Origin of the sequence: Stenotrophomonas sp. SMYL86 (assembly GCF_036320025.1) — a bacterium.
GTDB classification, from domain to species: domain Bacteria; phylum Pseudomonadota; class Gammaproteobacteria; order Xanthomonadales; family Xanthomonadaceae; genus Stenotrophomonas; species Stenotrophomonas maltophilia_A.
Genome location: NZ_JAWIRU010000008.1, coordinates 98,046 through 115,663 on the forward strand (window position 1 = coordinate 98,046; position 17,618 = coordinate 115,663).

Here is a 17,618-nt window from a genome sequence, read left to right on the forward strand (position 1 = left end):
CCGGCGCCCGCGGCGGCGGGGGCGCCCCCCCCCCCCCGCGCCCCGCCCCCCCCCCCCCCCCCCCCCCACTACCGGGGGCGGTCAGAACCGGTTGTCGCCGTCCAGCATCCGGCCCAGGCCGCCCAGCACCGAGCCTTCGCCGCGGTTCTGGCCACCGCCCTGGGGCGCGGCCATCCACATGCGGCCGGCCAGGCGCGAGAACGGCAGCGACTGCAGCCAGACCTTGCCCGGGCCAGTCAGCGTGGCCAGGAACACGCCTTCGCCACCGAACAGCATGCTCTTGATGCCGGCCACCCGGCGCACGTCCATGTCTACGGTCGGGTGGTAGGCCACCACGCAGCCGGTATCCACATCCAGGCGCTCGCCGGCCGCCAGCTCGCGCTCCACCACGCAACCGCCGGCATGGATGAACACCCAGCCGTCGCCTTCCAGCTTCTGCATGATGAAACCTTCGCCGCCGAACAGGCCGGTCATGATCTTGCGCTGGAACTGCACGCCGATCTGCACGCCGCGCGCGCCGGCCAGGAAGCTGTCCTTCTGGCAGATCAGGCGGCCGCCATGCTGGTCCAGCTTCATTGCCAGCACGGTGCCGGGGTAGGGCGCGGCGAAGGCGACCTTGCCCTTGCCGTGGCCGCTCTGGGTGTAGACGGTGGCGAACAGGCTCTCGCCGGTCAGCACGCGCTTGCCGGCGGCCATCACCTTGCCCATGAAGCCGCCGCCCTGGTCGCCGTTGGCGGCGCCGAACACCGTGTCCATCTGCACGGTGGCATCCTTGAACATCAATGCGCCGGCCTCGGCAATGGCGCTCTCACCGGGGTCGAGCTCGATCTCCACGAACTGCATTTCATGGCCGACGATGCGGAACTCGATGTCGTCGGCGCGGCCGCTGGCCGCGGCGGGGACCGGCGGCGGGGTGTTCGGCATGCCCGGGGCCGCGGACTGCAGTTCGGGCACCTCGGCAATCGAGGTCCACCCGCTCATGCCCTGGCACCAGGCCAGGGCGCGCGGGTTGGCCTGCGCATAACGGCGCGCGGCCTCGTCATCAAGCGGGCCGATACGCTCGGCCTGGGCGGAGGCATGGAAGTACCACTGGGTCATCGCGGCGGCTCTGCAGGGCTGGAAAACCCCGAGTCTAGCGAGGGCGCGGGGGCCGGGGCGACGTGGCCATGAACGGCGGGCATTTGCGGGGCAGGTGCTGTATTGCAACAATTATCTGGTAGCGCCGTTTTACCACCCCTCCAAACACAGCCTACCGCCATGTCCCCGACCCGCACTTCCCGTGGCCGATTTCCGGTCGCGCGCCCCCTCGTTGCCGCTCTTTCCGCCCTGCTGCCGCTGGTAGCAGCCGCCCAGGAAACCCCCGCTGCCAAGGATCCGGTTGCCCTCGACACCCTGCAGGTGACTGCGCAGCGTCGCGTCGAGAACGCCAAGGACGTGCCGGTCGCGATCAGCGCGATCCAGGGCGAGAAGCTCGATGTGCTGGGTTCGGCGGGCGACGACATCCGCTTCCTGGCCGCGCGCGTGCCCAGCCTCAACATCGAGTCGTCCTACGGCCGTGCCTTCCCGCGCTTCTACATCCGTGGCCTGGGCAACACCGATTTCGACCTCAATGCGTCGCAGCCGGTGTCGCTGGTGTACGACGACGTGGTGCAGGAAAGCCCGCTGCTGAAGGGCTTCCCGCTGTTCGACCTGGCCAATGTGGAAGTGCTGCGCGGCCCGCAGGGCACGCTGTTCGGTCGCAATACCCCGGCCGGCGTGGTCAAGTTCGACTCGGCGCGCCCGTCGCAGGATGCCGACGGCTACGTGCGCGTGGGCTACGGCAGCTACAACAGCTGGAACGTGCAGGGCGCCTATGGCGGCCCGCTGACCGACCGCTGGTCGGCACGCGTCTCGGCCATCTACCAGCGCCGTGACGACTGGGTCGACAACACCCGCGCCGGTGCGCCCAACAGCGGTTTCGAAGGTTATGACGAAGCCGCCGGCCGCGTGCAGTTCCTGTACGAAGGCGACGACTTCGAAGCGCTGTTCAACCTGCACAAGCGCAAGCTCAACGGCACCGCCCGCCTGTTCCGTGCCAACATCATCCAGAAGGGTGGCAACGGCCTGGTCGAGAACTTCGATCGCGACAAGGTGGCCAACGATGGCGTCAACTTCTCCGACCTGGAGACCTGGGGCGGCAGTGCGCGCCTGCAGTGGAACCTCGGTTCGGTGACCCTGCACTCGATCACCGGTTATGAAACCGCCGAATCGCTCAATCGTGGTGACATCGACGGTGGCTACGGCGACGCATCGCTGGGCGCTGGCAACTATGGGCCGGGCTTCATCCCGTTCTCGTCGGAGTCGGCCGACGGCCTGCCGCACCATCGCCAGTGGACGCAGGAGTTCCGCGTCGAATCCAACGAATGGGGCCGCTTCGACTGGCAGGCCGGCGTCTTCTATTTCGACGAAGACGTGACCATCAACAACTTCAACTACAACTCGTTGAAGCCGGGCAACCCGCAGACCGGCCATGTGGTGCAGAACCAGCGCAACAAGGCCTGGGCGGTGTTCGCCTCGGGTGACTTCGATGTCACCGACCGCTTCAAGCTGCGCGCCGGCGTGCGCTACACCCAGGACAAGAAGGACTTCAACGCCAGCGTGCTGCAGGCCGTGCCGTTCGGCACCCCGGTCAGTGGCCCGTACCTGGCCAACACCGACGTCAACGACGTCAGCTGGGATGTCAGCGGCGTGTACAAGCTGACCGACAACGTGAATGCCTACGCCCGCGTGGCCAAGGGCTTCCGTGCGCCGTCGATCCAGGGCCGCCTGGCCTTCGCGCCGGGCCTGTCGCAGGCCGATTCGGAGAAGGTGATCTCGTACGAAGCCGGCATCAAGGCCGACCTGTTCGAGCGCCGCGCGCGCCTGGGCCTGAGCGTGTTCCGCTACAACGTTGACGGCCAGCAGTTGATCGCGGTGGGCGGCACCAACAACACCGCCACCCTGCTCAACGCTGACAAGACCATCGGCCAGGGCGTGGAGCTGGACCTGGAAGCCTATCTGGCCGACAACGTGCTGCTGACCTTCGGCAGCAGCTACAACGACACCGAGATCAAGGACAAGGATCTGGCGGTAGCGATCTGCGGCGGTGGCTGCACCATCAACGACCCGACCACCGTCATCAACGGTGGCACCTATGCGCTGGTGAACGGCAACCCGCTGCCGCAGGCGCCGAAGTGGATCCACAACGCGACCCTGCGCGTGGGCTTCCCGCTCAGCGATGGCAGCGAGCTGTATGCCTACACCGACTGGGCCTACCGCAGCGCGGTGAACTTCTTCATCTACGAGTCGCCGGAATTCCGCGGCCGTAGTTCGCTGGAAGGCGGCCTGCGCCTGGGCTACAACTGGGATTACGGCCAGTACGACGTGGCCGTGTTCGGCCGCAACCTGACCAACCAGACCCGCGTGGTCGGCGCGATCGACTTCAACAACCTGACCGGCTTCCTCAACGAGCCGCGTACCTGGGGCGTGGAGTTCACCGCGAAGTTCTGATGCGGTGACCGCGTTGATGCAATGAAGAAGGGCCGGCGCAATGCCGGCCCTTCTGCTTTACACCCATCGGTAGTGCCGGCCGCTGGCCGGCAATAATTGAACCGCCAGGCGCTTACAGCGCGCTCTGCGGGCGCACCTTCAGCACCGCTTCCTCGGCCGCGCAGTCGCGGCTGGAGTGCAGGCCGGCCTTGCGCGCGGCAGCGATCTCCTTGCGTGCGGCCAGCAGGTCCTTGTTGAACGCGGCGTTGTCATGCAGGCGGGCCACGGCGGCGGCGCCCATGAAGCGGCCTTCGAGGATGTCGCTCTGCCAGTGCACGTTGCACACCAGGCGGCTCTCGCCGTAGTTGCGGCCGCGCGCCTGGATGGCATCGGCGCGATCCGGTGCGATCTCCGACAGGATCAGGGCCCAGGCCCAGCCGATCGAGGTGTGGCCGGACGGGTACGAGCCGTTCTTGCGCAGGCCTTCTTCGTCCTTCGGCGAGCAGGTCGGTTCACCATTGACCATGAACGGGCGCGGGCGCTGGTAGTGGTTCTTGGCGGCCTTGGTGGCGGCGCTGGCGTCGATCCGGCTGCGCTCCAGCAGGCGGTACAGCGCCGGGGTCTTCACCGCATCGACGTCGATGTCGGCGGCGCAGGAGAAGTGGTTGGCGCCTTCGGGGAAGCCGAGTTCCGCATCGACACCGGCCTGGGCGAAGCGCGGGCTGCCACGCAGCGCGCGGGCTTCACGGCTGACCTGTTCGTCGAGGGCGAGGGCGGCCGAACCGGCCACCGGCGGTGCTGGCACCAGGTCGAGGCTGGTCGGTACCGCGCTCTTGTCCAGATAGCCCACCGCCTTGGTGGTGATGTTGGCTTCGACGGCGGTCGGCTTGGCGGCGGTGGCGGCACAACCGGCCAGGGCCGCGATGACGGCAAGGCCGAGCAGCGGGCGGGCAGGGTGGGAAATCAGCGACATGGACAGGCTCCGGAGGAAAAACATCGCGCCATGATCGCAGCCCGTATACGACACCGCAGTGGCCATCGGTCATACGGCCAGACCCGGCATGGTCATCCCGGCGATATGAAAAGCGTCATCGAGTGACGTCAGTCTCCTGAATCCGGGCGCAGCGCACGGACTTTCACGCGGCCGCGCCGCGAGCATCGGCACAACGGCAAGCACCAGGGGCCGTCCAGTTCCAGCCGGGTCGGGGGGATCCGTTGACAGAGGGAGAGAAGCGATGCGCAGCACCGCAACAGGAAGTACCGTCCTGGCCCTGCTCCTCGGGCTGGCAGCCGCGCCGGCACAGGCGGCCGACGTGGTCGGCGTGGCCTTCGTGCATGGCACCGGCGCACAGACCAACGCCACCCAGGACTACTGGCAGCCGGCGATCATCGACACCGTGCGCCAGGGCCTGCCGAACAGCAGCAACTACGTCGTCATCAACTGTGACTTCACCCAGTACATGTGGAAGCCGGAAGCGGCCGGCTGCCTGGCCAATCAGCTGACCGGCTTCATCGACAGCCGTGGCATCACCCAGCTGGTGGTGATCACCCACTCCAACGGCGGCAACGTGATGCGCTGGATCCTGTCCAACCCGACCTATGACAGCCGCTATCCGAAGATCATCCGCACGGTGCGCAAGGTCAACGCGCTGGCACCGTCTTCGGCCGGCACGCCGTTGGCCGATGCGGTGCTCAACGGCAACACCTTTGAAACCTCGCTGGGCTGGCTGCTGGGCTACAAGAACGACGCCGTGCGCCAGCAGCAGGTGGCGAGCATGGCCACCTACAACGCGCAGAACCTGTACGGCACCGCTGGTCGCCCGGCGCTGCCCAAACCGTTCCGTGCGGTGGTGGGCAGCGATGTGGAATCGGCGGTGTGGGACAGCAACAGTTACTGCGGTGGCTATGCCGCCAACGTCGGCCTGGAGTTCACCCAGAACTGGCTGTCGTCCTGCTCCGATGGCTTCCTGGAGTGCAGCAGCCAGAAGGCCGCCGGCACCACCTGGTTCACCGACAAGGCGCTTACCCAGGGTGCAGAACCGCTCAGCCACAACCAGAGCCGCCGCGAGTGCTTCGGCCTCGGCACCCTGCTGCGCAACGACCTGACCCAGTGAGGGAGACGACCATGACGATTCAATCCACCCTGCTGGCCGGCGCCACCCTGGCAGTGCTGTCCCTTTCCGCAGCGCAGGCCGCGCAGCCGCTGCAGGCCGCCCGTGCGGGCGATCAGGTGCCTGCCGCCCTGGTAGCCGCGCCGCTTCCCGCCGATGAGAGCGAACACGCGCCACTGGCCTTTGCCTGGGCGCTGGACCCCGCACAACCGCTGCAGGCGGCCACGCCGTATGCCTCGGTCAGCCGCAGCTACTGGCAGCAGGTTGATGGCACGCAGCTGCAACGCGGCCTGGACCTGCCACTGACGGCGCCGGATGCGGTGATCCAGCTGAGCCCGGCCGACGGTGCCCGCGCGCTGCCGGCCAACACGCTACAGGTGCGCGACCCGGCCGGCCGCAGCAGCGTGGCGCGCAGTGTCGATGCGCGCGGGCTGCAGGACGCCGGCATGCCGGTGAGCGATGGCAGCAGCATGCTGCGTACCGGCGCGACCAGTGCAGTCGGTGCGTACACGCTGCAGAGCGCGCAGGCCCAGGGCCGCTACGTGGTGCAGGTGCTGGAGCCGAACAGCCCGCTGCGGCTGGAAGTGCAGGCCAACCAGGCGCAGGTGCTGGCCGGTGGCAACGTACAGCTGCAGGCACGCCTGCTGGAAGACGGCGCCACCACCGCGCAGCTGGCATCGCGCCGTGGCGGCCTGGGCGGTGAAGCCCTGCTGGTCGCGCCGGATGGCCGCAGCTGGCCGCAGCGGTTGCTGCGCACCACCGATGGCAGCCTGCGCGCGCAGGTGCGGATCCCGGCCGATGTCGGCAGCGTGCAGGGGCTGTGGGAATTGCAGGTGTTCGCCCAGGCCGACGGTGTGCTGCGCGATGGCAAGGTCGCCTTCGCGGTGGCGCGGCCGACCGCGCGCTTCAGCGGCCAGGCGGCACCGGATCCGTCCAGCCGCCAGGTGGCACTGCCGCTGCAGGTGGCCGCCGCTGGCCGCTATGAGGCGCGGGGCACGCTGTATGCCACGGCCCGCGATGGCCAGTTGAAGCCGGTTGCGCAGGCACATGCGGCGGCGTGGTTCGATGGCCCGGGTGCAGGCCAGCTGGTGCTGCCGTTCGACCAGGCCGCGTTGCCGGTCGGGTTCGGTGCGCCGTACGAGCTGCGCGACCTGCAGCTGCAGGACCAGAGCCGGATGGCACCGATCGAGTCGCGCGCACTGGCGTTGCGGTTCTGAGCAAAGCGGTGGCGGGCCGGAGAATCCGGCCCGCTGCCCCGCCTTCTGTAGAGCCGAGCCATGCTCGGCTGCTTCTGCTCGCGGCGAACGGCAGTCGAGCATGGCTCGACTCTACAGACGGTTACGGAGAGCGATGCATCTGTCTATCCCGCGTACGCGGTCAGTCGGCCTTCCTGCTCGACCACCGTGATCGCGCCGCCGAACACCGCCGACAACGGTTCGTTGCGCAGCAGTTCGGCACGTGTGCCGTCGGCCAGTACGCGGCCGTCGCGCAGCAGCACCACCCGCTCGATCTCGGGAATGATCTCTTCGATGTGGTGGGTCACCAGCACCAGGGTGATGCCCTGCTGCGCCAATACCCGCATGGTCGCCACCAGCTGTTCGCGGGCGACCAGATCCAAGCCGGTGGAGGGCTCATCCAGCAGCAGTGCCTGCGGCCGGTTGACCAGCGCGCGGGCGATCAGCACGCGGCGGGTCTCGCCGGCCGACAGCTCGGCGTAGGCGCGCTCACGCAGCGACAGCGCGCCGGTCATCGCCAGTGTCTCGCCGACGCGTGCACGCATGTCGGCGGTCACCTCGCGAAAGGCCGGCACCACGTAGCTGGCGAAGAAGCCGGACAGCACCGCCTGTTCCACGGTCAGCCCCGGCATGTCGGCCAGGTTGCTGCTGAGGTCGCCGGTGACGATGCCCAGCTGCGAGCGCAGGCGATCCACCTGCCAGCGGTTCTGGCCCAGCACCTTCACCGCCACCGTGCCGTCGCCCTGGGCCAGCGGGTACAGCTCGCGGGTGATCAGCTTGATGAAGGTGGACTTGCCGCAGCCGTTGGGGCCGAGCAGGGCGGTGTGCTGGCCCTGCGCGATGCGCAGGCTGAGCCCGTGCAGCACCTTCACCTGGCCGCGTACCACGGTGGCGCGGTCCAGTTCGATCAAGGGGGGCTGCTCCGCCAGGGGCGGGGCGGCGGTCATGGCGCTGGCGCGTGGATCAAGGCTCGACAACTCAGGTCCCCAACTGTGAACGGTGCCTCGGATGGCGATGCAGAGCATCGCCGCAGGGATGCAGTTTGCAACGCAAGCGCCCATGATGTCTGCCATCCCCGCGTCGACCCGGAGAGCCGTCATGCCAGATGCCCTGATGTCCCTGTTGACCGGTGGTGTGCTCGGCCTGGGCTGGTGGGCCATGCTGGCGGTGCTGCTGGTCTTCACTCAGATCACCATCTTCTCGGTGACCCTGTACCTGCACCGCAGCCAGGCCCATCGTGGGGTCGATTTCCACCCGGCGCTGGCCCATGTGTTCCGCTTCTGGCTGTGGCTGACCACCTCGATGATCACCCGCGAGTGGGTGGCCATCCACCGCAAGCACCACGCCAAGGTGGAGACCGAGGACGACCCGCACAGCCCGGTCACCCGTGGCATCGGCAAGGTGTTCTGGCACGGCGTGGAGCTGTACCGCGAAGCGCGTGGCATGCGCGCGGACATCGAGCAGTACGGGCGCGGCACCCCGGATGATGCGATCGAGCGCCGCCTGTATACCCCGCATGCCACGTTGGGGCCGGTGCTGCTGTTCGCGATCAATACCGTGTTGTTTGGCCTGCCGGGCGTGGCCCTGTGGGCGATCCAGATGGCATGGATCCCGTTCTGGGCCGCGGGCGTGGTCAATGGCCTGGGGCACTGGTGGGGCTACCGCAACTACGAGTCCGCCGACACCTCCACCAATCTCACGCCGTGGGGGTTCTGGATCGGTGGCGAGGAGCTGCACAACAACCATCATGCCTTCCCCAGTTCGGCGCGCTTCGCGATGCGGCGCTGGGAGTTCGATATCGGCTGGAGTGCGATCCGCCTGCTGCAGGCGCTGCGCCTGGCCAGGGTGCTGCGGGTGGCGCCGGCCATGGACGTGCGCCCGAACATCGCCGTGCCCGATGCCGAAACCCTGAAGGCGCTGCTGTCGCACCGCTTCCAGGCGATGACCGATTACCAGCGCAATGTGTTCATGCCGGCCCTGCGCGAGGAAGCCGTGCAGGCCGGGGCCAAGCTGCGCCGCCTGCTGCCACGCCGGCTGCGCCGTGGCCTGGTCAACGATGGCCGCTGGCTGAAGCCGGACAGTCGTGCCCAGCTCAGCGAATGGGTGGCACAGCGCCCGCGCATCCGCACCCTGGTCGAGTACCGCGCGCGGCTGGCGGCGCTGCTCGAGGCCCGCGGCCACGATGCCGCCGAGCGCCTGCATCAGTTGCAGGCGTGGTGCCGTGAGGCCGAGGAAAGCGGGATCGCCGCGCTGCAGGCCTATGCCGCACGGTTGAAGGGCTACAGCCTGGTGGGCGCGTGAGGGCTGGGTATGGGCTTGCGTTGACGATGCTGCTGCCGGGCGCGGCGCTGGCCCAGGTCACCGACACCACCAGCTACCTGCAGCGGATGGACAGCGATGGCGACGGCCGGGTGAGTGAATCCGAATACGTGCAGTGGATGCTGTATGCCTTCGACCGCATGGACCGCAATGGCGATGGCGTGCTGAGCGCAGACGAGCTGCCCGGCGGCAAGGGCAGGGCGATCAGCCGCGAGCAGCAGCGGCAGGTGATCGTGCAGCGTTTCCACAAGCAGGATGCCAACGGTGATGGCGTCCTGGATGCCCGTGAACTGGCGGCACCGCCACGCTGAGCGGGCGTAGAATCGGTTCATGCCTGAACTGCCCGAAGTCGAAACCACCCGCCGCGGCCTGGCGCCGCACCTGCAGGGCCGCCGCGTGCATGGCGTGATCCTGCGCCGCGCCGACCTGCGCTGGCCGATTCCGCCGGAAGTGGCCGAGCTGCTGCCGGGGCAGCGCATCGAGGAGATCCGCCGTCGCGCCAAGTACCTGCTGCTGGATACCGCCATCGGCAGCGCGGTGCTGCACCTGGGCATGTCCGGCAGCCTGCGTGTGCTGCCCGGTGATACGCCGGTACGCGCCCACGACCACGTCGACATCAGCCTGGACAACGGCCGCCTGCTGCGCTTCAACGACCCGCGCCGCTTCGGCAGCCTGCTCTGGCAGCCCGCCGGTGAGATCCATCCGCTGCTGCAGGGGCTGGGCCCGGAGCCGCTGGACGACGCGTTCGACGGCGACTACCTGTTCGTCCGCAGCCGTGGCCGCAGCGCGCCGGTGAAGACCTTCCTGATGGACCAGGCGGTGGTGGTGGGCGTGGGCAACATCTACGCCGCCGAGAGCCTGTTCAAGGCCGGCATCAGTCCACTGCGCGAGGCCGGCAAGATCTCGCGCGGGCGCTATCAGCGGCTGGCCGACGCGGTGAAGGAAATCCTCGGCTACGCCATCACCCGTGGCGGCACCACGCTGCGCGATTTCATCAGCCCTGACGGCGCACCGGGCTATTTCGAACAGGAACTGCTGGTGTACGGCCGCGACGGGCTGCCCTGCCCGAACTGTGGCCGCGCGCTGAAGCACGCCACCATCGGCCAGCGCGCCAGCGTCTGGTGCAGCCATTGCCAGCGCTGAGCCGGGCGGCCAGCGGCAGCTGAACGGGCAGGGTACGTCTCCGCTGCCCGTTAACGTTTGTCTGCCTATGATGGCCGACCTTCCCTCTGTGCCTGACGCGCCTGCATGCAACGACGCGACTTCATCCGCAATGCCTCCCTCGCCCTGGCTGCATTCGGCCTGCCGTCCCTGCCCGCGTGCGCGGCCAGCAAGAGCGGCCAGATGGGCCTGCGCCGCCTCGGCCAGCCGCAGCCGTTCGACTTCGCCACCCTGAAGGGCCAGGCGCGCGCGCTGGCACTGGCACCCTACAAGAGCCACAAGCGGGTGCTGCCGGGCCGCCTGGAAGGCCTGGACTGGGACCAGTACCAGTCGATCGGCTACCGCCAGGACCATGCGCTGTGGGCTGACCAGCCTGGCAAGTTCCAGGCCAAGTTCTTCCACCTGGGCCTGTACTTCCACTCGCCGGTGCGCATGTTCGACGTGGTCGACGGCAAGGCGCAGGAGCTGGCCTATGACGGCGCGGCGTTCAACTACGGCAAGAGCGGCATCAAGGACGGCGAGCTGCCGGCCGATCTGGGCTTCGCCGGCTTCCGCCTGAACACCCGCAAGGACACCGACCGCGACTTCGCCGCCTTCCTCGGCGCCAGCTACTTCCGCGCGGTCGGCAAGGAAGGCCAGTACGGCCAGTCCGCGCGCGGCCTGGCGATCGACACCGGCATGGGCAAGCCGGAGGAATTCCCGGACTTCATCGCCTACTACCTGGAACAGCCGTCGGCCGATTCGGAGACGATCGTGGTCTACGGCCTGCTGGATTCGCCCAGCGTGGCCGGTGCGTACCGCTTCGCCATCACCAATGGTGATGTGCTGCTGATGGACATCGACAGCGCGCTGTACCCGCGCAAGGCGATCGAGCGGCTGGGCATCGCCCCGTGCACCAGCATGTACCAGGTGGGCGAGAACGACCGCCGCATGGCATGGGACTGGCGCCCGGAGATCCACGACACCGACGGCCTGTCGCTGTGGACCGGTGCCGGCGAATGGATCTGGCGACCGCTGCTGAATCCGCGCAACCTGCGCTTCAACATGTTCGTCGACCGCAACCCGCGTGGTTTCGGCCTGCTGCAGCGCGACCGCAACTTCGACCACTACCAGGACGACGGCGTGTTCTACGAGAAGCGCCCCTGCCTGTGGGTGGAGCCGAAGGGCGAATGGGGCGAGGGCTCGGTGCAGCTGGTGGAGATTCCCACCGTGGACGAGACCTTCGACAACATCGTGGCGTTCTGGAACCCGAAGGAAAAGCCGCAGCCGGGCCAGGAGCTGCTGGTCGGCTATCGCCTGTACTGGGGCGCCGAACCGCCGGCACGGCCGCCGCTGGCGCACTGCGTGGCCAGCCGCACCGGCCTGGGTGGCGTGGTCGGCAAGAAGCGCGAGTATTTCAGCTGGCGCTTCGCGGTGGACTTCGAAGGCGGCGAACTGGCCAGGCTGATCGACAAGGGCGAGGTCGAGGCCGTGGTGGAAGCCAGCCGTGGCCGGGTCGAGATCGTGTCGGCGCGCCCGCTGCGCGAGATCAACGGCTACCGCGCGATGTTCGATCTGGTGCCGCCGGAAGGCAGCACCGAGCAGATCGACATCCGTCTGTTCCTGCGCAGTGGCGGCAAGACCCTCACCGAGACCTGGCTGTACCAGTACACCCCGCCGCCGGCAGGTGCGCCGGAGCGCACGCTGTACTGAATGGATGCGGCCCGGTGCCGGCTACATGCCGGCACCGTTGTTTCAAGGCTTGCTGTCGGTGGCGTGCGACTGGGTCGGCACACCCACTTCCACCGTGCCCCGGCGGATCTTCATCCAGGTTTCGTCCTGCCAGCGTTCGTACTGCTTCGGGTCCCAGTACTTCGGGTCGTAGAGGCGATCGGCCTTGATGGTGCGGGAGATTCCGCCGTCCATGTACACGATGTCGACGTTGTTGGACATCGAGCCGACGCGGCTGCCGGTCATCTCGCGGCGCCCCTTTCTGAGCACTTCGGCCATGCGTGGGCGCGCGACTTCGTCACCATACTCGGCGCGCAGCGCGCTTGCCTGCGCGCGCGCCGCATCATGCTGCTCCAGCGGCAGCGTGGCCCAGTACTCGTTGCGCAGCTCGACGAACAACGGATAGCCACGTTCGGCCGCCACCTCCATCCAGGCATAGGCCATGACCGGATTGCGCGGCTGCTCTACCCCGTACCAGTACATCTCGCCGAGGTAGCCCTGGGCAGGCTTGTCCGCATACCGCGCGGCCAGCCGGAAGTTGTCCATCGCGCCGTTGACATCGTTGCGACGCAGCGCGTTGACGCCCCATTGCCGGTACATCATGTCCGGGTGGCTGTCCATGAAACCGGCGCCGATCACCGCCGCATCGTCTTCACCTGACGGGCGCTCGGCCGCGGTGGCCAGCAGGGGCAGCAACAGCAGCGGCAGCAGCAGGAGGGCAGAGCGCATGTCGGACGTCCAGTTCGGCAGCAGGGGAGCCGCAGCCTAGGCGCGACAGCGCGTGCTTGTAAACCGCTGGAGGTCATGGCGCACCGGCGCGCCTGCTACAGCGGCAGCGGCGCCTGCGCCGGATCGATCCGCCCTTCGCCGCGGGTGATCTTCTTGAACTCGGCGCGGCTGACCGACACGTAGCGGTCGTTGCCGCCGATCTCCACCTGCGGGCCGTCCTGCACCGCGTGGCCATGCTCGTCCACACGCACCGTCATCGTCGCCTTCTTGCCGCTGTGGCAGATGGTCTTGATCTCCTGCATCTCATCGGCCCAGGCCAGCAGGTACTGGCTGCCTTCGAACAGCTCGCCGCGGAAGTCGGTGCGCAGGCCGTAGCACAGCACCGGAATGCGCAGCTGGTCGACCACTTCGCTGAGCTGCCAGACCTGGGCGCGGGTCAGGAACTGCGCCTCGTCCACCAGCACGCAGCCCATCGGGCCGTTGGCTGCCAGATCCTGCTCGACCCAGCGCTGCAGGTCGGTATCGCGGTCGAAGGCCATGCCGTCCGCACGCAGGCCGATCCGCGAGGCGACCACGCCGGCGCCGGCACGATCGTCCAGGCGCGGGGTCAGGATCGCCACCCGCATGCCGCGCTCGCGGTAGTTGTGGGCGCTCTGCAGCAGGGTGGTGGTCTTGCCGGCGTTCATCGCCGAATAGTAGAAGTAGAGCTTGGCCATCGACGGATTGTACGCCGCAGCCCCGCTTCGCCGAAGCCGTTCAGCAACCCCACCGGCGGCCCGCTGTGGTCGTCACCCGGCCCCGCTACAATCCCCATCCCATGCACGGTCTCAATCCCCCCCAAGCCGCCGCCGTCCTGCACATCGAAGGTCCATTGCTGGTGCTCGCCGGCGCGGGCAGCGGCAAGACGCGCGTGATCGTGGAAAAGATCGCCCACCTGATCGGCTGCGGCCGCTATCCGGCGCGCCGCATCGCGGCGATCACCTTCACCAACAAGTCGGCCAAGGAAATGCGCGAGCGCGTGGCCAAGCGCCTGCGCGAGCAGGACGCCGACGAGGTGACCATCTGCACCTTCCATGCGCTGGGCCTGAAGTTCCTGCAGATCGAGCACGCGGCCGTTGGCCTGAAGCGCGGCTTCTCGATCTTCGATGCCGACGATGCCGCTGCGCAGATCAAGGACCTGATGTACGGGGCCAAGCCTGATGACATCGAGGACATGAAGAACCTGGTGTCGCGCGCGAAGAACGCCGGCCTGTCGCCCGAACAGGCGATGGCCGCCGCGCGCAGCAATCGCGAGAAGGAAGCGGCCAGCGTCTACGAGCGCTACCAGCTGCGCCTGACGGCGTTCAATGCGGTCGACTTCGATGACCTGATCCGTCTGCCGGTGCAGATCCTGGAAGAAAATCCGGAGATCGCGCTGGCCTGGCGCGAGCGCATCGGCTACCTGCTGGTGGACGAATGCCAGGACACCAACGACGCGCAGTACCGGCTGCTCAAGCAGCTGGCCGGTGACAAGGGCAACTTCACCTGCGTGGGTGACGATGACCAGTCGATCTATGCCTGGCGCGGCGCCAATCCGGAAAACCTGCAGCAGATGGGGCGCGACTATCCCAAGCTGGAGATCATCAAGCTGGAGCAGAACTACCGCTGCTCCAACCGCGTGCTGCGCGCGGCCAATGCGCTGATCGCCAACAACCCGCACGAGCACCTGAAGAAGCTGTGGAGTGACCAGGCCGACGGCGAACGCATCCGCGTGTGGGAGTGCCGCAACAGCGAACATGAGGCCGAAAAGGTTGCCGCCGAGATCGCCTTCGTGGCGCAGTCGCGCAATGTGCCGTGGAGTGATTTCTGCATCCTGTTCCGCGGCAACTTCCAGTCGCGTCCGCTGGAAAAGGCGATGCAGCTGCTGCGCATTCCCTACCACCTGACCGGCGGCACCATGTTCCTGGAACGCCAGGAAGTGAAGGACACGCTGGCCTGGCTGCGCCTGCTGGTGAACCCGGACGACGACACCGCGTTCATGCGTGCGGTGCAGTCACCCAAGCGCGACGTCGGTGCCGGCACGCTGGCCAAGCTGGCCGAGCTGGCGCAGGAGAAGGACATGCCGATGGCGCAGGCTGCCGAGGCGATCGGTGCCCTGCAGCAACTGCCCCCGCGCGCGGCCAACAGCCTGGCGCGCTTCACCGACATCCTGCGTGACCTGCGTGCACAGACCCGGCAGGTCACTTCCGGCGACATGATCCGCAAGGTCGCCAAGGAATCCGGCCTGCTCAGCGAACTGCGCCAGCAGGCCAAGGAAGAGGCAAGTTACCAGCGCCGTGCCAACAACATCGAGGAACTGGCGCAGTGGTTCGAGGGGGGCCCGCGCGGTGCCACTGCCGCCGACCTGGCCGGCCAGCTGGCGCTGCTGTCGCGCAGCGACAAGGACGAGGGCGGCAACCAGGTGCGCATGATGACCATGCACGCCTCCAAGGGCCTGGAATTCCCGTACGTGTTCATCGTCGGCTGCGAGGATGGCGTGCTGCCGCACCAGGTCAGCCTGGACGAGGGCAACCTGCAGGAAGAGCGGCGCCTGCTGTACGTGGGCATCACCCGCGCCAAGATCCAGCTGTGGATGAGTTACAGCAAGCTGACCCGCAAGTTCGGTGAGCACGTGCGGTTGAAGCCGAGCCGGTTCTTCGAGGAGATTCCGGCGGAGGAGATCCAGCGCGATGGTGCTGATCCGGTGGCCGATGCGGTGCGCAAGAAGGAACGGGCGAGTGCGGGGTTGGCGGCGATCGAGGCGCTGTTCGATTGAGGATCGAAAAGCCACTAAAGTGGTATTCCAATCCGTCCGATTGACGCTTCTGGCCTTGAGCCTGCATCAGGTTAAGGCCTAGTGTGAGCGCACCCGAAGTGCGCGCCGTGTCCTTCATAGTGTCCAACGATATCCCTGCTGTTCTCACCCGTACCTTCCTCGGGCTGGGCCTGGTCCTGCTTGTTTCAGCGCTTCTGGCCTACGTTGGGGCCAGGCGCTTCCTCGATGCGGCGGTCATTGCCGATGGCAGGATCACCCATGTGGATGCCGTCAGCGTAGATCGCGGTGGTTCGCGCACTTCAGGGGTGAAGTTCCTGTACTGGGTGGACTTCACTACCAGCAGCGGGCAAGTGATGCGGTTCTTCGCAGGTCGTACCCGCCATCGTGCCTACATGACGGGCGATCATGTAGATGTGCTGTACCTGCCGGACCGCCCGGACAAGGCCCTGGTGCGTTCGCTCTCATCACCCTGGGGCCTGAGCGTCATACTGGGAGTGACCGGCGGCCCATTCCTGCTGGGGGTGGGACTTCTGCACCTGCCGCAGGCGGCGAGGGCATGGCGGCGCAGGCAGCTCCTTCGCCACGGGACACGGGTGCAAGCCAAGGTCCGGGCGATCAAGCGCGATCGCGGAGTATTTTCGGGGGGAAGGCATCCGTTCGTCATCGTCTGCGCCTGGCGCGATCCTGAAACCACTCGATGGCATGTCTTCCACAGCGCGTATCTCTGGGCCGATCCCCGTGCACAGGTGAGTGGGCGTGAACTGGATGTCCATGTCATGCCGGGCAATCCGCGCTACTACCATGTCGATATCTCCTTCATTCGATCAGCGCCGGCACCTGCACGCTGATCGATCAACCCGGCCAGCACCATGCCCACCCTCCTCAGATGTTTTTTGCTGTTTTCTTTGCCGTGGGCCTGCTGATCCTTCTGGCCGCCGCCTGGCTGTTCGTGGACGTCCAGCGTTTCGCGCGCAAGGCCGTTTCCGTAACCGGAACGGTGGTGGCCGTCCAGGCAGAGGATGCCCGGTCGGAAATGGAGGGGATGCCCGCACGTGACATCACCCTGCATCGCCCGGTGGTGAGGTTCCAGACCGCACAGGGCAGATGATTCAGTTCACCGCGTCCTTTGCTACCGGGGCACCACTGTACGTGGTCGGCGAACAGGTACAGGTGCTATATCCCGGCGGCATGCCTTCCAAGGCTCGTATCCAGCACCCGGGATTGCGCTGGGGCGCACCGCTGCTGTTGGCGCTGATGGGCATGGGGTTCTGCCTGATCGCCGCATGCGTCCATCGCCTGTGCGTGCGCTACTGGCCGATCCTGTTCGGCCAGCGTGACGGGGCATGTGGCTAGGCTGGGCATCGTAGTGGCCCACTTGGCCTGAGCGTGCTGCACGGCGGGCGCTGGCGTTGCAAAATCGAGGTATTCCTTCCGGAGCCCACCCATGCATCCCATCGAAAGCGAACGCCTGCGGCTGCGCCGCCTGGAACCAGACCGGGATGCTGCGCCGATGCTGGCATTGCTCAATGATCCGGGCTTCGTGCGCTTCATTGGTGACCGCAATGTGCGCAGTGAAGAACAGGCGCGTGAGTACATCGCGCTGCGGGTGTTGCACAGCTATGCGTTGAATGGGTTCGGCATGTATGCCATCGAGCGGTTGTCCGATGGGGCGTGGCTGGGCAATGCCGGGCTGGTGCGCCGCGATGGCCTGCCGGGGCCGGATATTGGTTATGCGGTGCTGTCCGAATTCGCCGGGCAGGGCTATGCCGGTGAGGCGGCGCGGGCGGTGTTCGCGCATGCGCGCGCTGAACTGGGCCTGCAGGATCTGTATGGCATTACTGATCTGGACAACGTGGTGTCCGGGAAGATCCTGCTGGGCCTGGGCATGCAGGAACGCGGGGCGATCCAGCTGCCGGGCGTGGACAGCCCGAGCCGGTTGTACGCCACGCCGGGCGCGGCCGAGGTTTGATGGTGGTGGGGGGCGCCCGGGGGGGGGGCCCCCCGGCAGCGGACGCGGCCGTGGGCGCGGTTGGGCGGGGGGGGGGGCCCCGC

At 67.5% G+C, this 17,618-nt stretch carries 15 protein-coding genes and 1 pseudogene; 11 read left to right on the forward strand and 5 right to left on the reverse strand.

Translation table 11 applies throughout. The features are described 5' to 3' along the window. Positions 1–81 precede the first annotated feature (81 nt). Positions 82–1,098: a TIGR00266 family protein gene (locus V3B64_RS10880; protein ID WP_032129262.1), complete on the reverse strand. Its 1,017-nt coding sequence runs from the start codon at positions 1,096–1,098 to the stop codon at positions 82–84. Between the two features lie 159 nt (positions 1,099–1,257). Between V3B64_RS10880 and V3B64_RS10885 the strand changes: the two genes are divergently transcribed. After that, a complete protein-coding gene (locus V3B64_RS10885; protein WP_329914136.1) occupies positions 1,258–3,528 on the forward strand; it encodes a TonB-dependent receptor in 2,271 nt (756 codons plus the stop codon). Between the two features lie 112 nt (positions 3,529–3,640). Here V3B64_RS10885 and V3B64_RS10890 read toward each other — a convergent pair whose 3' ends face one another. Further along, positions 3,641–4,480, reverse strand: coding sequence for a phosphatase PAP2 family protein (locus tag V3B64_RS10890; RefSeq protein WP_329914137.1), 840 nt, complete (start codon positions 4,478–4,480; stop codon positions 3,641–3,643). Positions 4,481–4,742: 262 nt separating this feature from the next. Here V3B64_RS10890 and V3B64_RS10895 point away from each other — a divergent pair, with 262 nt between their 5' ends. Further along, the gene (locus V3B64_RS10895; protein WP_121504977.1) at positions 4,743–5,621 is read left to right on the forward strand and encodes a hypothetical protein; all 879 of its coding nucleotides are present in this window, start codon (positions 4,743–4,745) and stop codon (positions 5,619–5,621) included. Positions 5,622–5,632: 11 nt separating this feature from the next. Further along, complete coding sequence (locus tag V3B64_RS10900; RefSeq protein WP_121504978.1) at positions 5,633–6,835, forward strand: DUF4785 domain-containing protein; 1,203 nt, start codon at positions 5,633–5,635, stop codon at positions 6,833–6,835. A gap of 143 nt (positions 6,836–6,978) precedes the next feature. Here V3B64_RS10900 and V3B64_RS10905 read toward each other — a convergent pair whose 3' ends face one another. Then, on the reverse strand, positions 6,979–7,800 hold the full coding sequence (locus V3B64_RS10905; protein ID WP_107432555.1) for an ATP-binding cassette domain-containing protein: 822 nt from the start codon (positions 7,798–7,800) through the stop codon (positions 6,979–6,981). A gap of 151 nt (positions 7,801–7,951) precedes the next feature. Between V3B64_RS10905 and V3B64_RS10910 the strand changes: the two genes are divergently transcribed. The 4 genes from V3B64_RS10910 (at position 7,952) to V3B64_RS10925 (ending at position 12,025) form a co-directional block, all read left to right on the forward strand. Next, complete coding sequence (locus tag V3B64_RS10910; RefSeq protein ID WP_182266985.1) at positions 7,952–9,154, forward strand: fatty acid desaturase; 1,203 nt, start codon at positions 7,952–7,954, stop codon at positions 9,152–9,154. Further along, on the forward strand, positions 9,151–9,483 hold the full coding sequence (locus V3B64_RS10915; RefSeq protein ID WP_277779111.1) for an EF-hand domain-containing protein: 333 nt from the start codon (positions 9,151–9,153) through the stop codon (positions 9,481–9,483). Before V3B64_RS10910 ends, V3B64_RS10915 begins: the two co-directional genes overlap by 4 nt. A 19-nt stretch (positions 9,484–9,502) precedes the next feature. Beyond that, positions 9,503–10,315, forward strand: a complete 813-nt coding sequence (gene mutM / locus V3B64_RS10920) for a bifunctional DNA-formamidopyrimidine glycosylase/DNA-(apurinic or apyrimidinic site) lyase (RefSeq protein ID WP_329914138.1) — start codon at positions 9,503–9,505, stop codon at positions 10,313–10,315. 105 nt (positions 10,316–10,420) lie between these two features. After that, entirely contained in the window at positions 10,421–12,025 is a 1,605-nt protein-coding gene (locus V3B64_RS10925; RefSeq protein WP_329914139.1) for a glucan biosynthesis protein D, read from the forward strand. A 42-nt stretch (positions 12,026–12,067) separates the two neighbouring features. Here the strand turns inward: V3B64_RS10925 and V3B64_RS10930 are convergent, their stop codons facing one another. After that, the gene (locus V3B64_RS10930; protein ID WP_032128680.1) at positions 12,068–12,772 is read right to left on the reverse strand and encodes a sel1 repeat family protein; all 705 of its coding nucleotides are present in this window, start codon (positions 12,770–12,772) and stop codon (positions 12,068–12,070) included. A gap of 95 nt (positions 12,773–12,867) precedes the next feature. Next, a complete protein-coding gene (locus tag V3B64_RS10935; RefSeq protein ID WP_008264720.1) occupies positions 12,868–13,488 on the reverse strand; it encodes a thymidine kinase in 621 nt (206 codons plus the stop codon). A gap of 101 nt (positions 13,489–13,589) precedes the next feature. Here V3B64_RS10935 and V3B64_RS10940 point away from each other — a divergent pair, with 101 nt between their 5' ends. From V3B64_RS10940 to V3B64_RS10955, 4 genes and pseudogenes are all read left to right on the forward strand, one after another. Further along, the gene (locus tag V3B64_RS10940) at positions 13,590–15,566 is read left to right on the forward strand and encodes a UvrD-helicase domain-containing protein (protein WP_032128682.1); all 1,977 of its coding nucleotides are present in this window, start codon (positions 13,590–13,592) and stop codon (positions 15,564–15,566) included. An 83-nt stretch (positions 15,567–15,649) separates the two neighbouring features. Continuing rightward, on the forward strand, positions 15,650–16,414 hold the full coding sequence (locus V3B64_RS10945; protein ID WP_071228643.1) for a DUF3592 domain-containing protein: 765 nt from the start codon (positions 15,650–15,652) through the stop codon (positions 16,412–16,414). Positions 16,415–16,452: 38 nt separating this feature from the next. Beyond that, positions 16,453–16,919, forward strand: a pseudogene (locus V3B64_RS10950) (DUF3592 domain-containing protein). A gap of 91 nt (positions 16,920–17,010) precedes the next feature. Continuing rightward, a complete protein-coding gene (locus V3B64_RS10955; protein WP_329914140.1) occupies positions 17,011–17,535 on the forward strand; it encodes a GNAT family N-acetyltransferase in 525 nt (174 codons plus the stop codon). Positions 17,536–17,618 lie beyond the last annotated feature (83 nt).